Below are 17,089 nucleotides of genomic sequence, written 5' to 3' on the forward strand. Positions count from 1 at the left end.
TGCGGGGGTCTCGAGTCCAGAGCAGCACACCAACCATTTCGCGGATTTCAAAATGAATTTCATCTCCACCCGCAACGCTTCCCCTCCCGCCACCCTCAGCCAGGCCATCGCCGCCGGTTTGGCACCTGATGGTGGCTTGTACGTGCCCGAAACAATGCCGGTGGCGCGCACCTTGCGGCTGGGCGATACGCTCGCGGCGACCGCCACCGAGCTGTTGCAACCATTCTTCGCAGATGATGCCTTGGCGGCCGAGTTGTCGACGATATGCAACGAGGCCTTCGATTTTCCCGTGCCTCTGCAGGCCTTGGCGACCCGCAACGATCATGTGCTTGAGCTGTTCCACGGCCCCACTGCAGCCTTCAAGGATTTCGGCGCGCGCTTCCTTGCTGCCAGCCTGTCACGGTTGCGCGCAGGGCAGGAGCGTCCTCTGACTATTGTTGTTGCAACTTCTGGCGACACGGGTGCTGCGGTGGCTGCCGCTTTCCACAACCAGCCCAATCTCCAGGTCGTGGTGCTGTACCCGGATGGGCGCGTATCGCCGCGTCAGGCGCATCAGCTTGGCTGCTTGGGCGGCAATATCCGCACGCTCCGTGTGTCTGGCTCGTTCGATGACTGCCAGGCCATGGCCAAGCAGGCACTGAACGATAGCGACCTGCAGGCGCAGGTGCCGCTGAGCTCGGCCAACAGCATCAGCCTGGGTCGCTTGCTGCCGCAGATGAGCTATTACGCCCATGCCGCGCTGAGTCATCAGGCGGCGCACGGTTCGCTGCTGAATTTCGTCATTCCCACCGGCAACCTTGGCAATGCGATGGCCGCCGTCTTGGCGCGCGCATTGGGGGTCCCGTTGGGGCGCATCGTGCTTGCGACCAATGCCAACCGCGTATTGCCTGACTATTTCAACGGTGGCGAATACAAGCCGAAGGCCAGCCTGGCGACCCTTGCCAACGCCATGGACGTCGGCGCGCCAAGTAACTTCGAGCGCTTGCGCTGGCTGTACAGGGGCAATGATGCTGCGTTGCGTGACGCGTTCACTTCGCAGGCAGTGGACGATGCAAGCATCCGCCAGACCATCGCTCACCGCCATGGTGAGTACGACGAAGTGTTCTGCCCGCATACGGCTACGGCGGTACATGTGCTCGAGCAACTGCGTGCCAGTGGCAGCGCAGCATCGGACCAGCACTGGGCAGTGGCGGCTACCGCACACCCTGCAAAGTTCGAATCGGTGGTCGAGCCATTGATTGGGCGCGAAGTCGAAGTGCCGCCAGCTTTGGCCGAACTGCTGAAGCGTCCAGCCCATGCCGAACCCTGCGCCCCGGATTACGCCGTGTTGCGCGAAAAGCTGCTTCGTTGAGGTAGTGCCGAGCCATGCTCGGCAGAGGTGCAACTGATAAACCCAGTTGTAGGAGTGGCATAGGCTGCGAAGCCGGGAACGTTTTACGGCGACCAATCTCCGTGATCTGGAGATTTACGAGCTTCGCGGCTAACGCCGCTCCTACAAGGCGGTGTCGGCTGTTCATGTAGTGCCGAGCCATGCTCGGCAGGGGCTTCCTGTACGCCTCGGCCGAGCACGGCTCGGCTCTACAGGTGAGGCCTTAGAACTCGTCGTTGGCCAGCTTCTGCAGCTCGGCAAAATCCAGGATCTCCACCACATTCAGATGCGGCAAGGCGATCAGGCCTTGCTGGCGCAGTTTGGTGAAGGTGCGGCTCACCGTCTCCATCGTCAGGCCCAGATGGTCGGCGATGTCGCCGCGGCCCATCGGCAACGAGACCCGGTTGCTGCTGCGTCCGTTCATGGTCGCCTCGCGGGCGGCCAGGCGGAGCAGGAAGTCGGCCAGCCGTTCTGGTGGCTGCAGGCGTGCCAATGCCAGGGCATTGTCCTGGGCCGCGTCCAGCTCCTGGCAGGCGCGTTGCAATAGCTTGCGCTCCAGGTGCGGGTAACGCTGGCGCAGATCGCGCATCTGTGTGGTCGGGACCCGGCAGACGCGACTGTCGGCAATGGCCTCGATGTCGTAACGGTGGTGGTCGCTGCCACTCAGCCCCAGGTAATCACCCGGCAGCACGAAGCCGTTCACCTGGCGACGGCCGTCGGCCAGGGTGCGGACCAGGCGCAGCGCGCCTTCGGTCACTGTATAGACATAAGTGCGCGGCTCACCGGCGCGGGCCAACGTGCTGCCCATCGCGACCGGGGTGGAGACGGTGATCTGCTCCAGCGCGTGCACTTCGTCGCAGGACAGGGCCGAGCAGACGGACAGGTGGCGGACCGAGCACTGCAGGCACTCGCGCACGCCATTGCTTTCTGCCGCAACGGACGAAACGGGGGATTGCTCGGTGCCTTGGGCTGGCCGGGACATGTCTGGGACAGGGGGAATAGTGTCCTAAATTATACTTCATGCGGCCAGACGGGCGGTGTGCGGCTAGAATTGGCGACCGTTTCCCCTTTGAGTTGCAGGAGTTTTGCCCGTGATCAAGCCCCGTACCCCGCCCGGCATCATGGAATTGTTGCCGCGCGAGCAGATCGCGTTCCAGCGCATGCTGGACGTCATCCGCCGCAATTACGAGCGCTTCGGGTTCCTGCCGGTGGAAACCCCGGTGTTCGAGCTGTCGGACGTGCTGCTGACCAAGTCCGGTGGTGAGACCGAGCGTCAGGTGTACTTCGTGCAGTCCACCGGTGCATTGGCCAATGCCGCTGAATCGGCAGACAAGGGTGGGTTGCCGGAAATGGCGCTGCGCTTCGACCTGACGGTGCCGCTGGCGCGCTATGTGGCTGAACATGAGCACGACCTGACCTTCCCGTTCCGTCGTTACCAGATGCAGCGCGTCTACCGTGGCGAGCGTGCCCAGCGCGGCCGTTTCCGCGAGTTCTACCAGTGTGATGTCGATGTGATCGGCAAGGACACCCTGAGCATCCGCTATGACGCTGAGGTGCTGGCGGTAATCTATGCGGTGTTCTCGGAACTGCGGATCGGCAATTTCGCCGTACAGCTGAACAACCGCAAGCTGATGCGTGGCTTCTTCGAGGCGCAGGGCGTGGTTGATGCCGGCCAGCAGGCGCTGGTGTTGCGCGAGGTCGACAAGCTCGACAAGCGTGGGCCTGACTACGTGCGTGAGACTTTGGTTGGCCCGGATTTCGGCCTGCCCGCCGACGCGGTTGAGCGCATCCTGTCCTTCGTTGAGGTGCGTTCCAGCTCGCATGCCGAAGCGCTGGCGCAGATTGACGCGGTGCTGGCTGCGGCCGGCGAGTCGGCCAGCGAATCGCTGCGTACCGGTGCCGCCGAGCTGCGCGAGGTGCTGGAACTGGTCAAGGCGTTGGGTGTGCCGGAGACCGCTTACTGCCTGAATTTCTCCATTGCCCGTGGCCTGGATTACTACACTGGCACCGTCTATGAGACCAGCCTGGTGGATCACCCGCAGATCGGCTCGATCTGCTCGGGCGGTCGCTATGAGGACCTGGCCAGCCATTACACCAAGTCCAAGCTGCCGGGCGTGGGCATCTCGATCGGCCTGACCCGCCTGTTCTGGCAGTTGCGCGAAGCCAACCTGATTGACGGCATTGCCGAGAGCAGTGTGCACGCGATGGTGGCGTTGATGGACGAGGTGTCGATGCCGCAGTCGCTGGACATCGCCCGTCGTCTGCGTGCTGGCGGTATCAATACCGAAGTGCAGATGGAGCCGAAGAAGATCGGCAAGCAGTTCCAGTACGCCGCCAAGGCGGGCATCCGTTTCGTGGTGCTTGCCGGTGAGGATGAGCTTGCGCGTGGCGTGGTGGCGGTCAAGGACCTGCTGCGCGAGCAGCAGTTCGAAGTGGCCCGGGACGAACTGGCGTCCACCCTGCAGGTGGAGCTGGAACAGACTCGCGCGATGGCGCGCTGATCGAAAAGCCCCGCATAGCGGGGCTTTTTTTATGCCTGGTGTTAACGAAGCAAGCCCCCGGTGCAGCGTGTAGAGCCGAGCCATGCTCGGCTAGGGCCTGCCGGGTAAATCCCCTGCCGAGCATCGCTCGGCATTACTGCCCCCTCCCTTTCGCGCAGCGAAGGGGAGGGCCGGGGAGGGGGTCGCTTTTGCCGTTGGCGCAGGAGCTTGCCCCTGTAGAGCCGAGCCATGCTCGGCTAGGGCCTCCCCGGTAAAGCCCCTGCCGAGCATGGCTCGGCACTACCGCTCCCTCCCTTTCGCGCAGCGAAGGGGAGGGCTGGGGAGGGGGTTGCTTCTTGCCGTTGGCGAGGAAGCTTGCGCTTGTAGAGCCGAGCATGGCTCGGCTCTACAGACCGCAGGTTTGACTCATGGCTCGCTTCGCACTAATGTATTAGCACGCTATTACATTGATACAAATGAAAACACGCCAGGAAACCGAACGAGACAAGGCCGCCGATGCTGCGCTGAAAGCGCTGGCGCGTGCCTTTGCCGCCCTCGACAAGCCGCAGGAGGCGCAGGCCTTCCTGCGCGACCTGTGCACGCCCGCCGAGCTGGAAGCCATGGCCGACCGCTGGCGGGTGGTGCCCTTGCTGCGCAAGGGCGTTCCTTACCGTGAGATCTACGACTTGACCGGGGTGAGCGTCACCACCATCGGCCGGGTCGCGCGCTCGCTCGATCATGGTGCCGGTGGCTATGCCGCCGCCATCGACCGCCTCGCCGCGCGCAAGTCCGAATCCAACTGAGATAAACCCATGAGTGCTTCAACCACCGCCCCGGCACGTGACCGGTTGCGTATCGCCATCCAGAAGAGCGGCCGCCTGGCCGATCCCGCGCGCAGCCTGCTGGCGGCCTGTGGCCTGAGCTGGCGGCAGAGCCGCGACAAGTTGTTCTGCTTCGGCGAATCGCTGCCGGTGGATCTGCTGCTGGTACGCGACGACGACATCCCCGGGCTGATTGCCGACGGTGTCTGCGACCTCGGTGTGGTGGGTCTGAACGAACTCGACGAGCAGGCCAAGGCGCGCCGCCAGATCGGCTTGCCCGATGCCTACCAGCCGCTGCGTGGCCTGGGCTTCGGTTCCTGCCGGTTGATGATCGCGGTGCCGGAAGACTGGGATTGGCAGGGCGTGCAGATGCTGCAGGGCAAGCGCATCGCCACCAGTTACCCGGCCATCCTGGCAGCTTGGCTGAAAGAAAAAGGCGTGGATGCGCAGGTGGTGGAGCTGTCCGGGTCGGTGGAAATCGCGCCGAAGCTGGGCACCGCCGAACTGATCTGCGATCTGGTTTCCAGCGGCGCCACCCTGGCCGCCAACCAGCTCAAGCCGGTGGAGACGCTGCTGGAAAGTGAGGCGGTACTGGCCGGGCCGGTACACGAGCTGGATGACGCCCGCGCCGGCCTGATGGCGATGCTGCTGCGTCGTCTGGATGGCCTGAGCAAGGTGCAGGACCAGAAGCTGCTGATGTTCTCCGCTGCCGAAGACCGGGTGGACGAATTGGCCCGCCTGCTGCCCGATGCCGAGCCGCTGCTGCAGCTGCCGGGGCAGGGCGATGCCGTGCGTCTGCAGACCATGTGCAGCGGCGCACTCAGCTGGCAACGGTTGGAAGAACTGGAACGCGCCGGCGCCCAGGGCTTGATGGTATTGGCGGTGGAGAAGTCGCTGGTATGAACATCCTCGATTGGAATGCGTTGGACGCCGATGCCCAGGCGCGCGCCCTGACCCGTCCGGTGCAGACCGTTGCCGCGCAGACGCGCGCCTCGGTTGCCGAGCTGATCGACCAGGTACGCAGCCGCGGCGACGCGGCGTTGCGCGAGATCACCGAGCGTTTCGACGGCGTCGCGCCGGAACGGTTTGAAGTCAGCGAAGCCGAGTTCGCAGCGGCCGAGCTGGCGGTGCCGGCGGAGCTGCGCATCGCCATGCAGCAGGCGGCCGATCGCATCGACCGCTTCCACCGCGCCGGTAGGGCCCAGCCTTACAGCGTTGAAACCGCGCCCGGCGTGGTCTGTGAAAAGGTCATCCGCCCGATCGCGCGGGTTGGCCTGTATGTGCCGGCAGGCAGCGCGCCGCTGCCGTCGACGGCGCTGATGCTGGGTGTGCCGGCCAAGCTGGCTGGGTGCCGCGAAGTGGTGTTGTGCACGCCGCCGCGCAAGGACGGCAGCGCCGATCCTGCCGTTCTGGTGGCCGCACGCCTGACCGGTGTGCACCGTGTGTTCAAGATTGGCGGTGCGCAGGCGATTGCCGCCATGGCCTACGGCACCGAGACCGTTCCTTCCTGTGACAAGCTGTTCGGGCCGGGCAACAGCTTTGTGACCGAAGCCAAGCAGCAGGTTGCGCAGGCCGGCGCCGCCGCCATCGACATGCCGGCGGGCCCCTCGGAAGTGTTGGTGATTGCCGATGCCGGTGCCAACCCGGCATTTGTTGCCGCCGATCTGCTGTCGCAGGCCGAGCACGGCCCGGATTCGCAGGTGCTGCTGCTCTGCGACGACGCGGCGATGATTGCCGCCGTGCAGGACGAAGTGGAGGCCCAGGTTGCCCAGCTCGCCCGCGAGGCCATCGCACGGCAGGCGCTGGGCAGCTCCTTGCTGGTCAAGGTCGCGTCGATTGCCCAAGCCTTCGAGATTTCCAACCGTTATGCGCCCGAGCACCTGATCCTCGCGTTGCGTGAGCCACGCCAGTGGCTGGACAAGGTGGAAGCGGCAGGTTCGGTTTTCCTCGGCGACTACACGCCCGAAGCGCTGGGCGATTACTGCTCAGGCACCAACCACGTGCTGCCCACCGCGGGTGCCGCGCGCGCCTATAGCGGCGTCAGCGTGGCCAGCTACCAGAACCAGATCAGCGTGCAGGCCGCCAGTCGCGAGGGCATTGCCGTTATCGGCCCCTGTGCCTTGACCCTTGCCCGCGCCGAAGGCCTGGGCGCCCACGCCAATGCCGTCGCGCTGCGACTGGGGGTTGCGCCGTGAGCACCGTGCTGGACCTGGTCCGCGATGACCTGCGTGACTTCGGTGGCTACTCGTCGGCACGCAGTGCCAAGCTGCAGGGCGAGATCTGGCTCAATGCCAATGAATCGGCCTGGGCTAACCCCGGCGACCCGGCCGCCAGTTGCCGGCGTTATCCGGATCCGCAGCCGCAGGCATTGCGTGAGCGTTTGGCCGGCCTGTACGCCTGCCAGCCCGAGCAGCTGTTGATCGGCCGCGGCAGCGATGAAGCCATCGACCTGCTGGTGCGCGCCCTGTGCGTGCCGGGCCGCGACGCGGTGCTGTACACGCCGCCGGTATTTGGCATGTATGCGGTCAGTGCGCGCTTGCAGAATGCGCGGGCGCTGGAAGTGCCCTTGCTGGATACCGAGGCGGGACTAGTGGCCGATGTCGACGCCATCATCGCCACCGCAAAACAGGGCAAGGCCAAGCTGGTATTCCTGTGCTCGCCGTCCAATCCTGGTGGTCTGAGCATTCCGCTGCAGCAGGTGCAGACCGTGGCCGAAGCGCTGCGCGGGCAGGCGCTGGTGGTGGTGGATGAGGCCTATGCCGAGTTTGCCGATGAGCCGTCCGCTACCAGCCTGATGGAACGCTTTGACAACATCGCGGTGTTGCGGACGCTGTCCAAGGCACATGCGCTGGCCGCTGCGCGCATAGGCTGCGTGATTGCCGATGCCGCCTTGATCGCGGTTCTGCGCCGCTGCCAGGCGCCGTACCCGATCCCCACGCCGTGTTCCGCACTTGCTCTTGCCGGCCTGGAGGATGCCGCGCTGGCGCAGACCCGCGCCCGCATCGCGATGGTGCGCAGCGAGCGCAACAGGTTGAGTATCGCCTTGTCGCTGCAGCGCTGTGTAGGCCAGGTTTACGGCTCGGATGCGAACTTCCTGCTGGTCCGTTTCAACGACGCCGAGGCAGCCTTCCAGGCCTTGCTGAAGGCCGGCGTGGTGGTGCGCGACCAGCGCGCCGCACCGCAATTGCACGACGCCCTGCGCATCACCCTGGGCACCCCTGAACAGAACGACCGCGTCCTGGACGCACTTGCCACGCTGGAGCTTGCCGCATGACCCCCATTCTGTTCGTCGATCGCGATGGCACCCTGATCGAGGAGCCGGCGGATTTCCAGATCGATGCATACGAGAAGATCCGCTTCGTCAAGAACGTGATCCCGGCCATGCTCAAGCTGCGCGATGCGGGTTACCAGTTCGTCATCGTCTCCAACCAGGACGGCCTGGGCACGGAAGGCTATCCGCAGGCCAGTTTCGACGGCCCCAATGACTTGATGCTGCAGATCTTCGCCAGCCAAGGCATCACGTTCCGCGACGTGCTGATCGACCCCAGCTGGCCGCAGGACAACAGCCCCAACCGCAAGCCGGGCATCGGCATGATGGTGGGCTACCTGCAGGACCGCAACATCGACTGGGCGCGCTCAGGCATGGTCGGTGACCGCCCCACCGATATCCAGTTTGCCGACAACATGAAGATCCGCGGTTTCCAGCTGCGCACCGAACAATTCGGCGGTGAGTGGGATTGGGATGCCATCGCCCACGAGCTGGCCGACGCACCGCGCCGCGCCACCGTGCAGCGCGACACCAAGGAAACCCAGATCCGCGTGTTCGTCGACCTGGACAAGGTGGCCAGCTCCAGGATCAACACCGGCCTGCCGTTCTTCGACCACATGCTGGACCAGATCGGCCGTCACGGCGGTTTTGCGCTGGAAGTGGAAGCCAAGGGCGACCTGCACATCGATGAGCACCACACCATCGAGGACACTGGCCTTGCGCTGGGCCAGGCGCTGCGTGAAGCGCTGGGTGACAAGCGCGGCATCGGCCGTTATGGCTTTACCTTGCCGATGGATGAAACCCTGGCCAGCGCCGCGCTGGATTTCAGCGGCCGCCCGTATTTTGTCTTTGACGGCCAGTTCAAGCGCGAGCGGGTGGGCGACATGCCGACCGAGCTGGTGTCGCATTTCTTCCGCTCGCTGTGCGATGCCAGCGGGTTGAACCTCAACCTCAAGGTGGAAGGCGACAACGACCATCACAAGGTGGAAGCCTGCTTCAAGGCACTTGCGCGCGCCCTGCGCCAGGCCATCCGCAAGGAAGGCACCGAGCTGCCTTCGACCAAGGGGGCCTTGTGAGCAGGGTAGGGCTGGTTGATGCCGGCGGCGCCAACCTGGGCTCGGTGCGCTATGCGCTGGAGCGCTTGCAGGTGGACGTGCAGATGGTGCGCGCGCCGGCCGACCTGGCCGGGCTGGAGCGGGTGATCCTGCCCGGCGTCGGCGCTGCTGCCGAAGGCATGAAGCGCCTGCACGCGCAGGGCCTGGTGCAGCCGCTGCGTGAACTGCAGGTGCCCTTGATGGGGATCTGCCTGGGCATGCAGTTGCTGTTCGAACGCTCGGAAGAGGGCGATGTGGAATGCCTGGGCCTGCTGCCCGGTATTGTCCGCCGCCTGCATCCCGGTGTCGGCGTGCGCGTGCCGCATATGGGCTGGAACAAGCTGTTGGCGCTGCGCGAGTCGCCCTTGCTTGCGGGCGTGCCGCTGGGTTCCAGTGCCTATTTCGTGCACAGCTACGCCGCACCGGTGACCTCGGACACGGTGGCCGCCTGCCATCACGGCGGGCTGTTCACCGCGGTGGTACAGCGTGGCCGCTTGTGTGGCGCGCAGTTCCATCCCGAGCGTTCGGCTGGGCCGGGCGCAAGCATCCTGCAGAACTTTCTTGAGATTGCCGCATGAGTTTCACTGTCTACCCCGCGCTGGATATCCGTGATGGCCGCGTCGTGCGCCTGCTGCAGGGCGACTACGCCAAGCAGACCACCTACGGCGACGATGCCTTGCCGCGCGCGCAGGTGTTTGCCAACACCGGTGCCCGTTGGATGCACCTGGTCGATCTGGATGCGGCCAAGGCCGGTGGTTACACGCTGGCGCCATTGCTGCAGCAGATTGCCGCGACGACTGGCTTGAAGGTGCAGACCGGCGGCGGTGTGCGCGGCCGCGACGATGTCGCCCGCATCCTGGAGGCCGGCGCCAGTCGCGTGGTGATTGGCTCGCTGGCGGTGCGCCAGCCCGAGCAGGTGCTGGAATGGCTGGCCGAGTTCGGCCCCGAGCAGCTGACCATCGCGCTGGATACGCGCCAGGGTGAGGACGGTGTGTGGCGCCTGCCGGTGCACGGCTGGACCGAAACCGCCGACGTGACCCTGGACGAACTGGCCAGCCGCTATGCGCAGGCCGGCATGAAGCATCTGCTGTGCACCGATATTTCCCGCGACGGCATGCTCTCGGGCCCCAATATCGAACTGTATGCGCACCTGGCCAAGCTGCTGCCAGGCGTTGCCGTGCAGGCCTCGGGCGGCGTGCGTGATGCCGACGACATCCGCGCGGCCAAGGCCGCCGGCTGTGGTGGCGCGGTGCTGGGCAAGGCGCTGCTGGAAGGGCGCCTGCAACTGGACGAGGCCTTGTCATGCTGAGCCGCCGCATCATTCCCTGCCTGGACGTGCGCGAAGGCCGGGTGGTCAAGGGCGTCAAGTTCCGCGACCACATCGACATGGGCGATATCACTGAGCTGGCGCTGCGCTACCGCGACCAGGGCGCCGACGAGCTGGTGTTCTATGACATATCCGCCAGCCCGGAAGGGCGCTCGGTGGACCGCGCCTGGATCGAGCGCGTGGCGCGGCTGATCGACATCCCGTTCTGCGTGGCGGGTGGTATCCGCGATGTGGAAACCGCGCGTGCCGTGCTCAATGCCGGTGCCGACAAGATTTCCATCAATACGCCGGCGCTGGAGCGCCCGCAGCTGATCGAAGAGCTGGCTGACGCCTTCGGCCAGCAATGCGTGGTGGTGGGTGTGGATTCGATCCGTGAGCCCGATGGCCAGTGGCGGGTGCGCTCCTACACCGGCGACCCGGCCAAGACCCGCGCCGAGGCCCGGCTGACGCTGGATTGGCTGCGCGAGGTGCAGCAGCGCGGCGCAGGTGAAATCGTGCTGAACTGCATGGACAGCGATGGCGTGTGCAAGGGGTACGATATTGCGCAGTTACGCCAGGCCCGGGCGTTGTGCACGGTTCCGCTGATCGCCTCTGGCGGCGCGGGTACGCCGCAGCATTTCGCCGATGTGTTTGAACAGGCTGACGTTGACGGGGCTTTGGCTGCCAGTGTGTTCCACTCGGGCGCCATTGCCATTCCGGAACTGAAGCGGTTCCTGCGCGAACAACAGATCGAGGTTAGGGATGTCTACTGAATTCAAGCCGGTTGATCCGGCCGCACTGGACTGGGAAAAGGTCAACGGCCTGATCCCGGTCATCATCCAGGACGAAGCCACGCTGCGCGTGCTGATGCTGGGCTATATGGACCGGCAGGCGCTGGAAACCACGCGCAGCAGCGGCAAGGTCACCTTCTTCAGCCGCAGCAAGAAGCGCCTGTGGATGAAGGGCGAGACCTCCGGCAACCACCTGGACCTGGTGGACATCCGCAGCGACTGCGACAACGACACCTTGCTGGTGACCGTGCGCCCGCACGGCCCCACCTGCCATACCGGCAGCACCAGCTGCTTCAGCGCAGCCCCGGGCAACTTCCTGGGCGCGCTGGATGCGCTGGTAAAGCAGCGCGAGCACGACCGCCCGCTCAACAGCTATACGACCAAGCTGTTCGAGAAGGGCGCGCGGCATATCGCGCAGAAGGTGGGCGAGGAGGGCGTGGAAACCGCGCTCGCCGGCGTGGTGCAGCGTGACGACGAGCTGCTGGGTGAATCGGCCGACCTGCTGTTCCACCTGATCGTGCTGCTGCGTGCACGCGGCCTGTCGCTGGACGACGCCACCGCCGTGCTCGAAGAGCGCCATGCCAAGGCCGCAGAAAAAGCCGCCAGCTGAGCAACTGTAGTGCCGAGCCATGCTCGGCAGGGGCTTCCCCAGAATTCCCCGTAGTGCCGAGCCATGCTCGGCAGAGGCTTTGCCAGAATTCCCTGTAGTGCCGAGCCATGCTCGGCAGAGGCTCTACTGGTAACGCGCAGCCGAGCATGGCTCGGCTCTACAGGTGCCGGGCTACCGTGGTTGATGCGCGTGATTCCTGCCACGCTCGGCTCGCCAGCTGGCGCAACCCCACTGCAGCATCCCGGGGCGATAATGGCAACCTGCCTTTCGCCGCCGAGGACACCATGCGCCCATCCCTGCTGACCGCCCTGTTGCTGGCCTGTGCGCCGTTTGCGGCTGCCGCTTCCTGCGTCGAGGGCGCGGTATTCCTCGACAGCAATGGCAATGGCCGGCAGAACGCCGGCGAAAAGCCCTTGTCCGGCATCCGTGTCTCCGACGGCGAGCGCATCGTCAGCACCGGCAAGGATGGCCGCTACCAGCTGCCGGGCTCCAGCCAGCCAAACATCTTCATCATCAAGCCGGCCGGCTACAGCGCGGCCAAGCGCAGCGACGGCCTGCCCGATATCTGGCGCCCGCAGGCGGGCGAGGGTGCTGCCCAGTGCCGCGCGTTTGCGCTGCAGCCCGAGAAGCATGCCCCCAGCAGCTTCCAGGCCTTGCTGGTGGCCGACAGCCAGACCAGCAGCGCACTGGACGTGAGCTACTTCGAGCGCGACATCATCGAGCCGCTGCGTGGCAAGCACCAGGCACGCCTGGGCATGACCCTGGGTGACATCACCAATGACGACCCCAGCCTCTACCCGGCGCTGACCAAGGCGGTCACCTCGCTGGGCGTGCCGTGGCTGCATGTGCCCGGTAACCACGACATGGACCTGGGCGCCAGCAGCGACGCTGATTCGCTGGCCAGCTTCCACCGCCAGCTTGGCCCGGACACCTACGCTTGGGAAGAAGCGTCGATGGTGTTCATCGGCCTGGACGACATCATTGCCCAGCCGGGGCAGAAGCCGGCCTATGTCGGCGGCCTGCGCGAGGATCAGTTCGCCTTCCTTGAGGCTTACCTGCCGACCATTCCGAAGGACAAGCTGGTGGTGCTGGGCTTCCACATTCCCTTGTTTGACCATGTTTACCGCGCCGAAGATCGTGCCCGCCTGTTCAAGCTGCTCGAACAAGTGCCGCACCCCTTGATCGTCAGCGGCCACACCCATAACCAGAGCCAGAAATTCTGGGCGGCGGGCGACGGCTGGAATGGCGCCAAACCGCTGCACGAATATAACGTCGGCGCGGCCTGCGGTGCGTTCTGGTCGGGGGTGAAGGATGCGCAGGGCATTCCTGATACCACCATGGCCGACGGCACCCCGAACGGCTATGGTCTGCTCAACATTCGTCCGCAAGGCCAGTACAGCGTGGAGTACCGCGTTGCCCGCGCGCCGGCGGATCAGCAGATTGCCTTGCATGCCCCCAAGGTGCTGCGTCAGGGCGCCTATCCGGCGTGGGGCATCTACGCCAATGTGTTCATGGGCTACGAAGGTCTGCCGGTGGAGTTCCGGGTCGATGGCGGCGACTGGCAGCCGATGAAACAGGTCAAGCAGGCCGATCCCCGGTTGTTGGTGGAGAACATCGCCGACGATCTTGCCAAAGAGCTGCGTGGCTACGACCGCTCGCCGGAAGCTGTGCCGTCCAGTCATTTGTGGCGCGCGGCATTGCCGACAAAGCTAAGCGAGGGTGAGCATGCGGTGGAAGTGCGCACCACATTGAACGGCGTCGAGTACCGCAGCCAGGCCAGCTACCGGCTGCAAACCGCACAGCCCTGACAGTAGGGCTGTTGTGGAAGCGGCGTCAGCCGCGAAGCAGGGGAAGTGTCTGGATCAGGCATTTTGTAATCTGAGAATCTACGCGCTTCGCGGTTCACACCGCTCCCACAAGCGGTAGCAGTTCGCCGGATAGTGGGCCGGCTGGTGTTTGTGGGAGCGGCGTCAGCCGAGAAGCCGGGGAAGTGTCTGGATCAGGCATTTTGTAATCTGAGAATCTACGAGCTTCGCGGTTCACACCGCTCCCACAAGCGGTAGCAGTTCGCCGGATGACTGGCCGGCTGGTGGTTGTGGGAGCGGCGTCAGCCGCGAAGCCGGGGACGCGTCTGGTCCGGGAATTTCCGAGATCTGGCAATCTACGAGTTTCGCGGCTGACGCCGCTCCTACAACAAAGCGGGGTGCAGGGACGTCATGCGTTGGAAGACAGCAGTAGTCAAATCCACGATTCTCGGCATGGCATTGGCTACGACCAGTTGCGGCTTTCCGCTGCCTGGCAGCCAATTCCATGTAGAGCCGATGGATCCCGCACGTCAGCTGATCGGGCAGGTGCAAGGGCAGGGGGCGAGCAGCCCGCTGCTTGGCAGCGAGGTACTGATCGAAGGCATCGTGGTGCGCAACCTGATGGGCGACAGCGACGACATCGGCCAGGAGCTCAAGGAAACCATGGGGGAGGGTGATCGTGGCGCAGCCACGATCGGTTGGTTCCTGCAGGACGAGGGTGACGGCAACCCGGCCACTTCCGATGGCGTGTTCGTGCTGGATCAAGGCTACGACACCTCGATCAATATGCCTGCCGAGACCGAGTTCACCATGCGCATGGGATCGCGGCTTCGCACCGGTGATCGGGTAGCGGTACGTGGCACCGTGGTGGAGCTGCCACAGCAGCAGGTGGTTGACCAACCGCGCAGTACCGGTCATCGGATTTCGCGCGGCGACGCGGGCGGGACGGTTACCACGATCGCTGCGGTGTCGTTGACGCTTGTCGGGTCTGATGAGCGCGCTGCGGCAATCGTGCCTGTCGCCGCTGCAGGCACTGGTGACGAGGAGTCCCGCGAAGGTATGCGCCTTTAAAGCACCTTGTTGGCAGCGGATGTCGGCCGTCGCTGAAAAGCATGACGTTGCAGGGGGCGATCAGCGTTCGCCCCCGCTCAGAGCATAGGCACAAAAAAGCCTCCCCGTTTCCAGGGAGGCTTTCAGCGATCACGCCGGAAGCATCAGGCTTCCGGCTTGGCGTCACGCAGCTCGCGGCGCAGGATCTTGCCGACGTTGGTCTTGGGCAGTTCCTTGCGGAACTCGACGATGCGCGGGTGCTTGTAGCCGGTCAGGTTGGCGCGGGCGAATTCCTTCACCTGCTCCTCGGTGAGGTTGGGGTCCTTCTTGACGATGACCACCTTCACCACCTCGCCCGACTTCTCGTTGGGCGCGCCCACGGCCGCCACTTCCAGGATGCCCGGCATCATCGCCAGCACGTCCTCGATTTCATTCGGGTAGACGTTGAAGCCGGACACCAGGATCATGTCCTTCTTGCGGTCGACGATATAGAAGAAACCGTTCTCGTCCATGCGCGCCATGTCGCCGGTATGCAACCAGCCATCGGCGTCCATGACCTTGTCGGTCTCGTCCTGGCGATGCCAGTAACCCTTCATCACCTGCGGGCCGCGGATGCACAGTTCGCCCACTTCGCCCAATGCCACCATCTGCCCGTCGTCGTTCTTGACGCAGGCATCGGTGGACGGGATCGGCAGGCCGATGGCACCGTTGTATTCCTTCAGGTCCAGTGGGTTGATACAGGCTGCCGGCGAGGTCTCGGTCAGGCCATAGGCTTCCACCAGGGTGACGCCGGTGACCTTCTTCCACTTGTCAGCCACGGCGCGCTGCACGGCCATGCCGCCGCCGAGCGCAACCTTGAGGTTGGAGAAGTCGACTTCGTCGAAGCCTTCGGTATTGAGCAGGCCGTTGAACAAGGTATTGACGCCGGTGATGGCGGTGAAACGGTTGTTCTTCAGCTCCTTGACGAAGCCCTTCATATCACGCGGGTTGGTGATCAGGTAGTTCAGGCCGCCGAGCTTCATGAAGACCAGGCCGTTCGCCGTCAACGCGAAGATGTGGTACAGCGGCAGCGCGGTGATGATGACTTCCTCGCCCGGCTTGACGCCCGAGGCGCTGATCCAGGCCGAGGCCTGCTGCATGTTGGCGATCAGGTTGCGGTGGGTCAGCATCGCGCCCTTGGCCACGCCGGTGGTGCCACCGGTGTACTGCAGGAAGGCGATATCCTCATGGTCCACCTCGACCACCGGCATGCTGTGGCGCTTGCCCAGCTTCAGCGCGTCCTTGAAGCGGATCGCCTTGGGCAGGTCGTAATCCGGCACCATCTTCTTCACGTACTTCAGTACGAAGTTGACGATGGCGCCCTTGGGGAAGCCGAGCATGTCGCCCAGGCCGGTGGTAATGACCTGCTTGACCGGCGTATCGGCGATGACCTGTTGCACGGTCTCGCCGAAGTTGTCGACCACCAGCAGCACGGAGACGCCGGCGTCGACCAACTGGTGCTTGAGTTCGCGTGCGGTATACAGCGGGTTGACGTTCACCACGGTCAGGCCGGCGCGCAGAATGCCGAAGATTGCGATCGGGTACTGCAGGCAGTTGGGCATCATGACCGCAACGCGGTCGCCCTTCTTCAGCTGCAGTTCGCCCAGCAGGTAGGCGGCGAACTGGGTGACCAGGACGTCCGCTTCGCCATAGGTCAGGACCTTGCCGAAGTTGGAGTAGGCCGGGCGATCGCGGAACTTGGCAACCGAGGCATTGAAGACATCGGCGACGGAGTGGAATTCGTTGACGTCGATTTCAGCCGGTACACCAGCCGGATAGCTCTGCAGCCAAGGACGTTCTTGCGTCATCTTCCCCTCCAGGAAATGGAATGATCTAGTGGTCAGGCCCGATCATCGGGCACCGGCGTTATTGTTGCCAGCATACCGTTCCGAATTGAAAAGGCGAAGGGATAGATGATGCGATCAGTCTTCAACTGCATGCTTTGTGCGGTGATCATGCTTTTGCTGGCAGCGTGCGGGCGGGAGCCGCCGGAGCAACGGTTGCGCGAGACTTTTGCTGCAATGCAGGAAAGCGTGGAGACGGGCAAGCCTGGCGGCTTCATGGACGGGGTTGCGGCGGACTTCGTCGGCAATCAGGGGCTGGATCGCGCCGGCATGGAGCGGCTGCTGCGGGGGCAGCTGCTGCTCAATGCCAAGGTCGGCGTGCAGACCGGGCCGCTGCGGGTGGAGATGGGCGAGGGCGGTACCGCAACGGTGCGCTTCACCGTGCTGCTGACGGGTGGCAACCGGGGGCTGCTGCCCGAGCGTGGGCAGATGCAGGAAGTGGTTACTGGCTGGCGCGAGCAGGATGGAGAGTGGCAGGTGTATAGCGCGGACTGGGGGCCGGTGGGTGGGGAAGGGTGAGCTGCTGGCGTGGTAGCCGGTTGAAGGCTTTGGAGCTTTAGAGCGCAAGGCACCCCTCCCCAACCCTCCCCTTGGCTGCGCCAAAGGGAGGGA

Annotated in this window: 16 protein-coding genes; 14 read left to right on the plus strand and 2 right to left on the minus strand. The window is 64.6% G+C overall.

Annotation, left to right across the window (positions count from 1 at the left end; translation table 11 throughout):
- Nucleotides 1-52 precede the first annotated feature (52 nt).
- A complete protein-coding gene (gene thrC, locus RT131_RS07680) occupies nucleotides 53-1,351 on the plus strand; it encodes a threonine synthase (protein ID WP_313171734.1) in 1,299 nt (432 codons plus the stop codon).
- 241 nt (nucleotides 1,352-1,592) lie between these two features.
- Here thrC and RT131_RS07685 read toward each other — a convergent pair whose 3' ends face one another.
- On the minus strand, nucleotides 1,593-2,351 hold the full coding sequence (locus RT131_RS07685; RefSeq protein WP_313171735.1) for a helix-turn-helix domain-containing protein: 759 nt from the start codon (nucleotides 2,349-2,351) through the stop codon (nucleotides 1,593-1,595).
- A 109-nt stretch (nucleotides 2,352-2,460) separates the two neighbouring features.
- Between RT131_RS07685 and hisS the strand changes: the two genes are divergently transcribed.
- The 12 genes from hisS (at nucleotide 2,461) to RT131_RS07745 (ending at nucleotide 14,615) form a co-directional block, all read left to right on the plus strand.
- Entirely contained in the window at nucleotides 2,461-3,870 is a 1,410-nt protein-coding gene (hisS, locus tag RT131_RS07690) for a histidine--tRNA ligase (RefSeq protein ID WP_313171736.1), read from the plus strand.
- A gap of 455 nt (nucleotides 3,871-4,325) precedes the next feature.
- Complete coding sequence (locus tag RT131_RS07695; RefSeq protein ID WP_313171738.1) at nucleotides 4,326-4,652, plus strand: YerC/YecD family TrpR-related protein; 327 nt, start codon at nucleotides 4,326-4,328, stop codon at nucleotides 4,650-4,652.
- Between the two features lie 9 nt (nucleotides 4,653-4,661).
- Nucleotides 4,662-5,573 (plus strand): ATP phosphoribosyltransferase, encoded by a 912-nt coding sequence (hisG, locus tag RT131_RS07700; RefSeq protein WP_313171740.1) that lies wholly within the window; start codon nucleotides 4,662-4,664, stop codon nucleotides 5,571-5,573.
- Nucleotides 5,570-6,865 carry a histidinol dehydrogenase gene (gene hisD, locus RT131_RS07705; protein ID WP_313171741.1) on the plus strand — a complete coding sequence of 432 codons (1,296 nt, stop codon included), beginning with the start codon at nucleotides 5,570-5,572 and terminating at the stop codon, nucleotides 6,863-6,865. Before hisG ends, hisD begins: the two co-directional genes overlap by 4 nt.
- Complete coding sequence (hisC, locus tag RT131_RS07710; protein ID WP_313171743.1) at nucleotides 6,862-7,944, plus strand: histidinol-phosphate transaminase; 1,083 nt, start codon at nucleotides 6,862-6,864, stop codon at nucleotides 7,942-7,944. Before hisD ends, hisC begins: the two co-directional genes overlap by 4 nt.
- A complete protein-coding gene (gene hisB / locus RT131_RS07715; protein WP_313171745.1) occupies nucleotides 7,941-9,014 on the plus strand; it encodes a bifunctional histidinol-phosphatase/imidazoleglycerol-phosphate dehydratase HisB in 1,074 nt (357 codons plus the stop codon). The genes hisC and hisB overlap by 4 nt, the downstream gene beginning before the upstream one ends.
- On the plus strand, nucleotides 9,011-9,610 hold the full coding sequence (gene hisH, locus RT131_RS07720; RefSeq protein ID WP_313171747.1) for an imidazole glycerol phosphate synthase subunit HisH: 600 nt from the start codon (nucleotides 9,011-9,013) through the stop codon (nucleotides 9,608-9,610). Before hisB ends, hisH begins: the two co-directional genes overlap by 4 nt.
- The gene (gene hisA, locus RT131_RS07725; protein WP_313171749.1) at nucleotides 9,607-10,341 is read left to right on the plus strand and encodes a 1-(5-phosphoribosyl)-5-[(5-phosphoribosylamino)methylideneamino]imidazole-4-carboxamide isomerase; all 735 of its coding nucleotides are present in this window, start codon (nucleotides 9,607-9,609) and stop codon (nucleotides 10,339-10,341) included. The genes hisH and hisA overlap by 4 nt, the downstream gene beginning before the upstream one ends.
- A complete protein-coding gene (hisF, locus tag RT131_RS07730) occupies nucleotides 10,335-11,111 on the plus strand; it encodes an imidazole glycerol phosphate synthase subunit HisF (protein WP_313171751.1) in 777 nt (258 codons plus the stop codon). Before hisA ends, hisF begins: the two co-directional genes overlap by 7 nt.
- Complete coding sequence (gene hisIE / locus RT131_RS07735; protein ID WP_313171752.1) at nucleotides 11,101-11,739, plus strand: bifunctional phosphoribosyl-AMP cyclohydrolase/phosphoribosyl-ATP diphosphatase HisIE; 639 nt, start codon at nucleotides 11,101-11,103, stop codon at nucleotides 11,737-11,739. The genes hisF and hisIE overlap by 11 nt, the downstream gene beginning before the upstream one ends.
- Before the next feature lie 284 nt (nucleotides 11,740-12,023).
- The gene (locus RT131_RS07740; protein ID WP_313171754.1) at nucleotides 12,024-13,547 is read left to right on the plus strand and encodes a calcineurin-like phosphoesterase C-terminal domain-containing protein; all 1,524 of its coding nucleotides are present in this window, start codon (nucleotides 12,024-12,026) and stop codon (nucleotides 13,545-13,547) included.
- Nucleotides 13,548-14,060: 513 nt separating this feature from the next.
- Nucleotides 14,061-14,615 (plus strand): hypothetical protein, encoded by a 555-nt coding sequence (locus RT131_RS07745; RefSeq protein ID WP_313171756.1) that lies wholly within the window; start codon nucleotides 14,061-14,063, stop codon nucleotides 14,613-14,615.
- A 143-nt stretch (nucleotides 14,616-14,758) separates the two neighbouring features.
- Here RT131_RS07745 and RT131_RS07750 read toward each other — a convergent pair whose 3' ends face one another.
- Nucleotides 14,759-16,441: a long-chain fatty acid--CoA ligase gene (locus RT131_RS07750; protein ID WP_313171757.1), complete on the minus strand. Its 1,683-nt coding sequence runs from the start codon at nucleotides 16,439-16,441 to the stop codon at nucleotides 14,759-14,761.
- A gap of 105 nt (nucleotides 16,442-16,546) precedes the next feature.
- On the opposite strand from RT131_RS07750, the gene RT131_RS07755 reads away from it, so the two are divergent.
- Nucleotides 16,547-16,996, plus strand: coding sequence for a nuclear transport factor 2 family protein (locus tag RT131_RS07755; RefSeq protein ID WP_313171759.1), 450 nt, complete (start codon nucleotides 16,547-16,549; stop codon nucleotides 16,994-16,996).
- The last annotated feature ends 93 nt before the right edge of the window (nucleotides 16,997-17,089 follow it).

Source organism: Stenotrophomonas sp., assembly GCF_032066555.1.
Taxonomy (GTDB): Bacteria; Pseudomonadota; Gammaproteobacteria; order Xanthomonadales; family Xanthomonadaceae; genus Stenotrophomonas.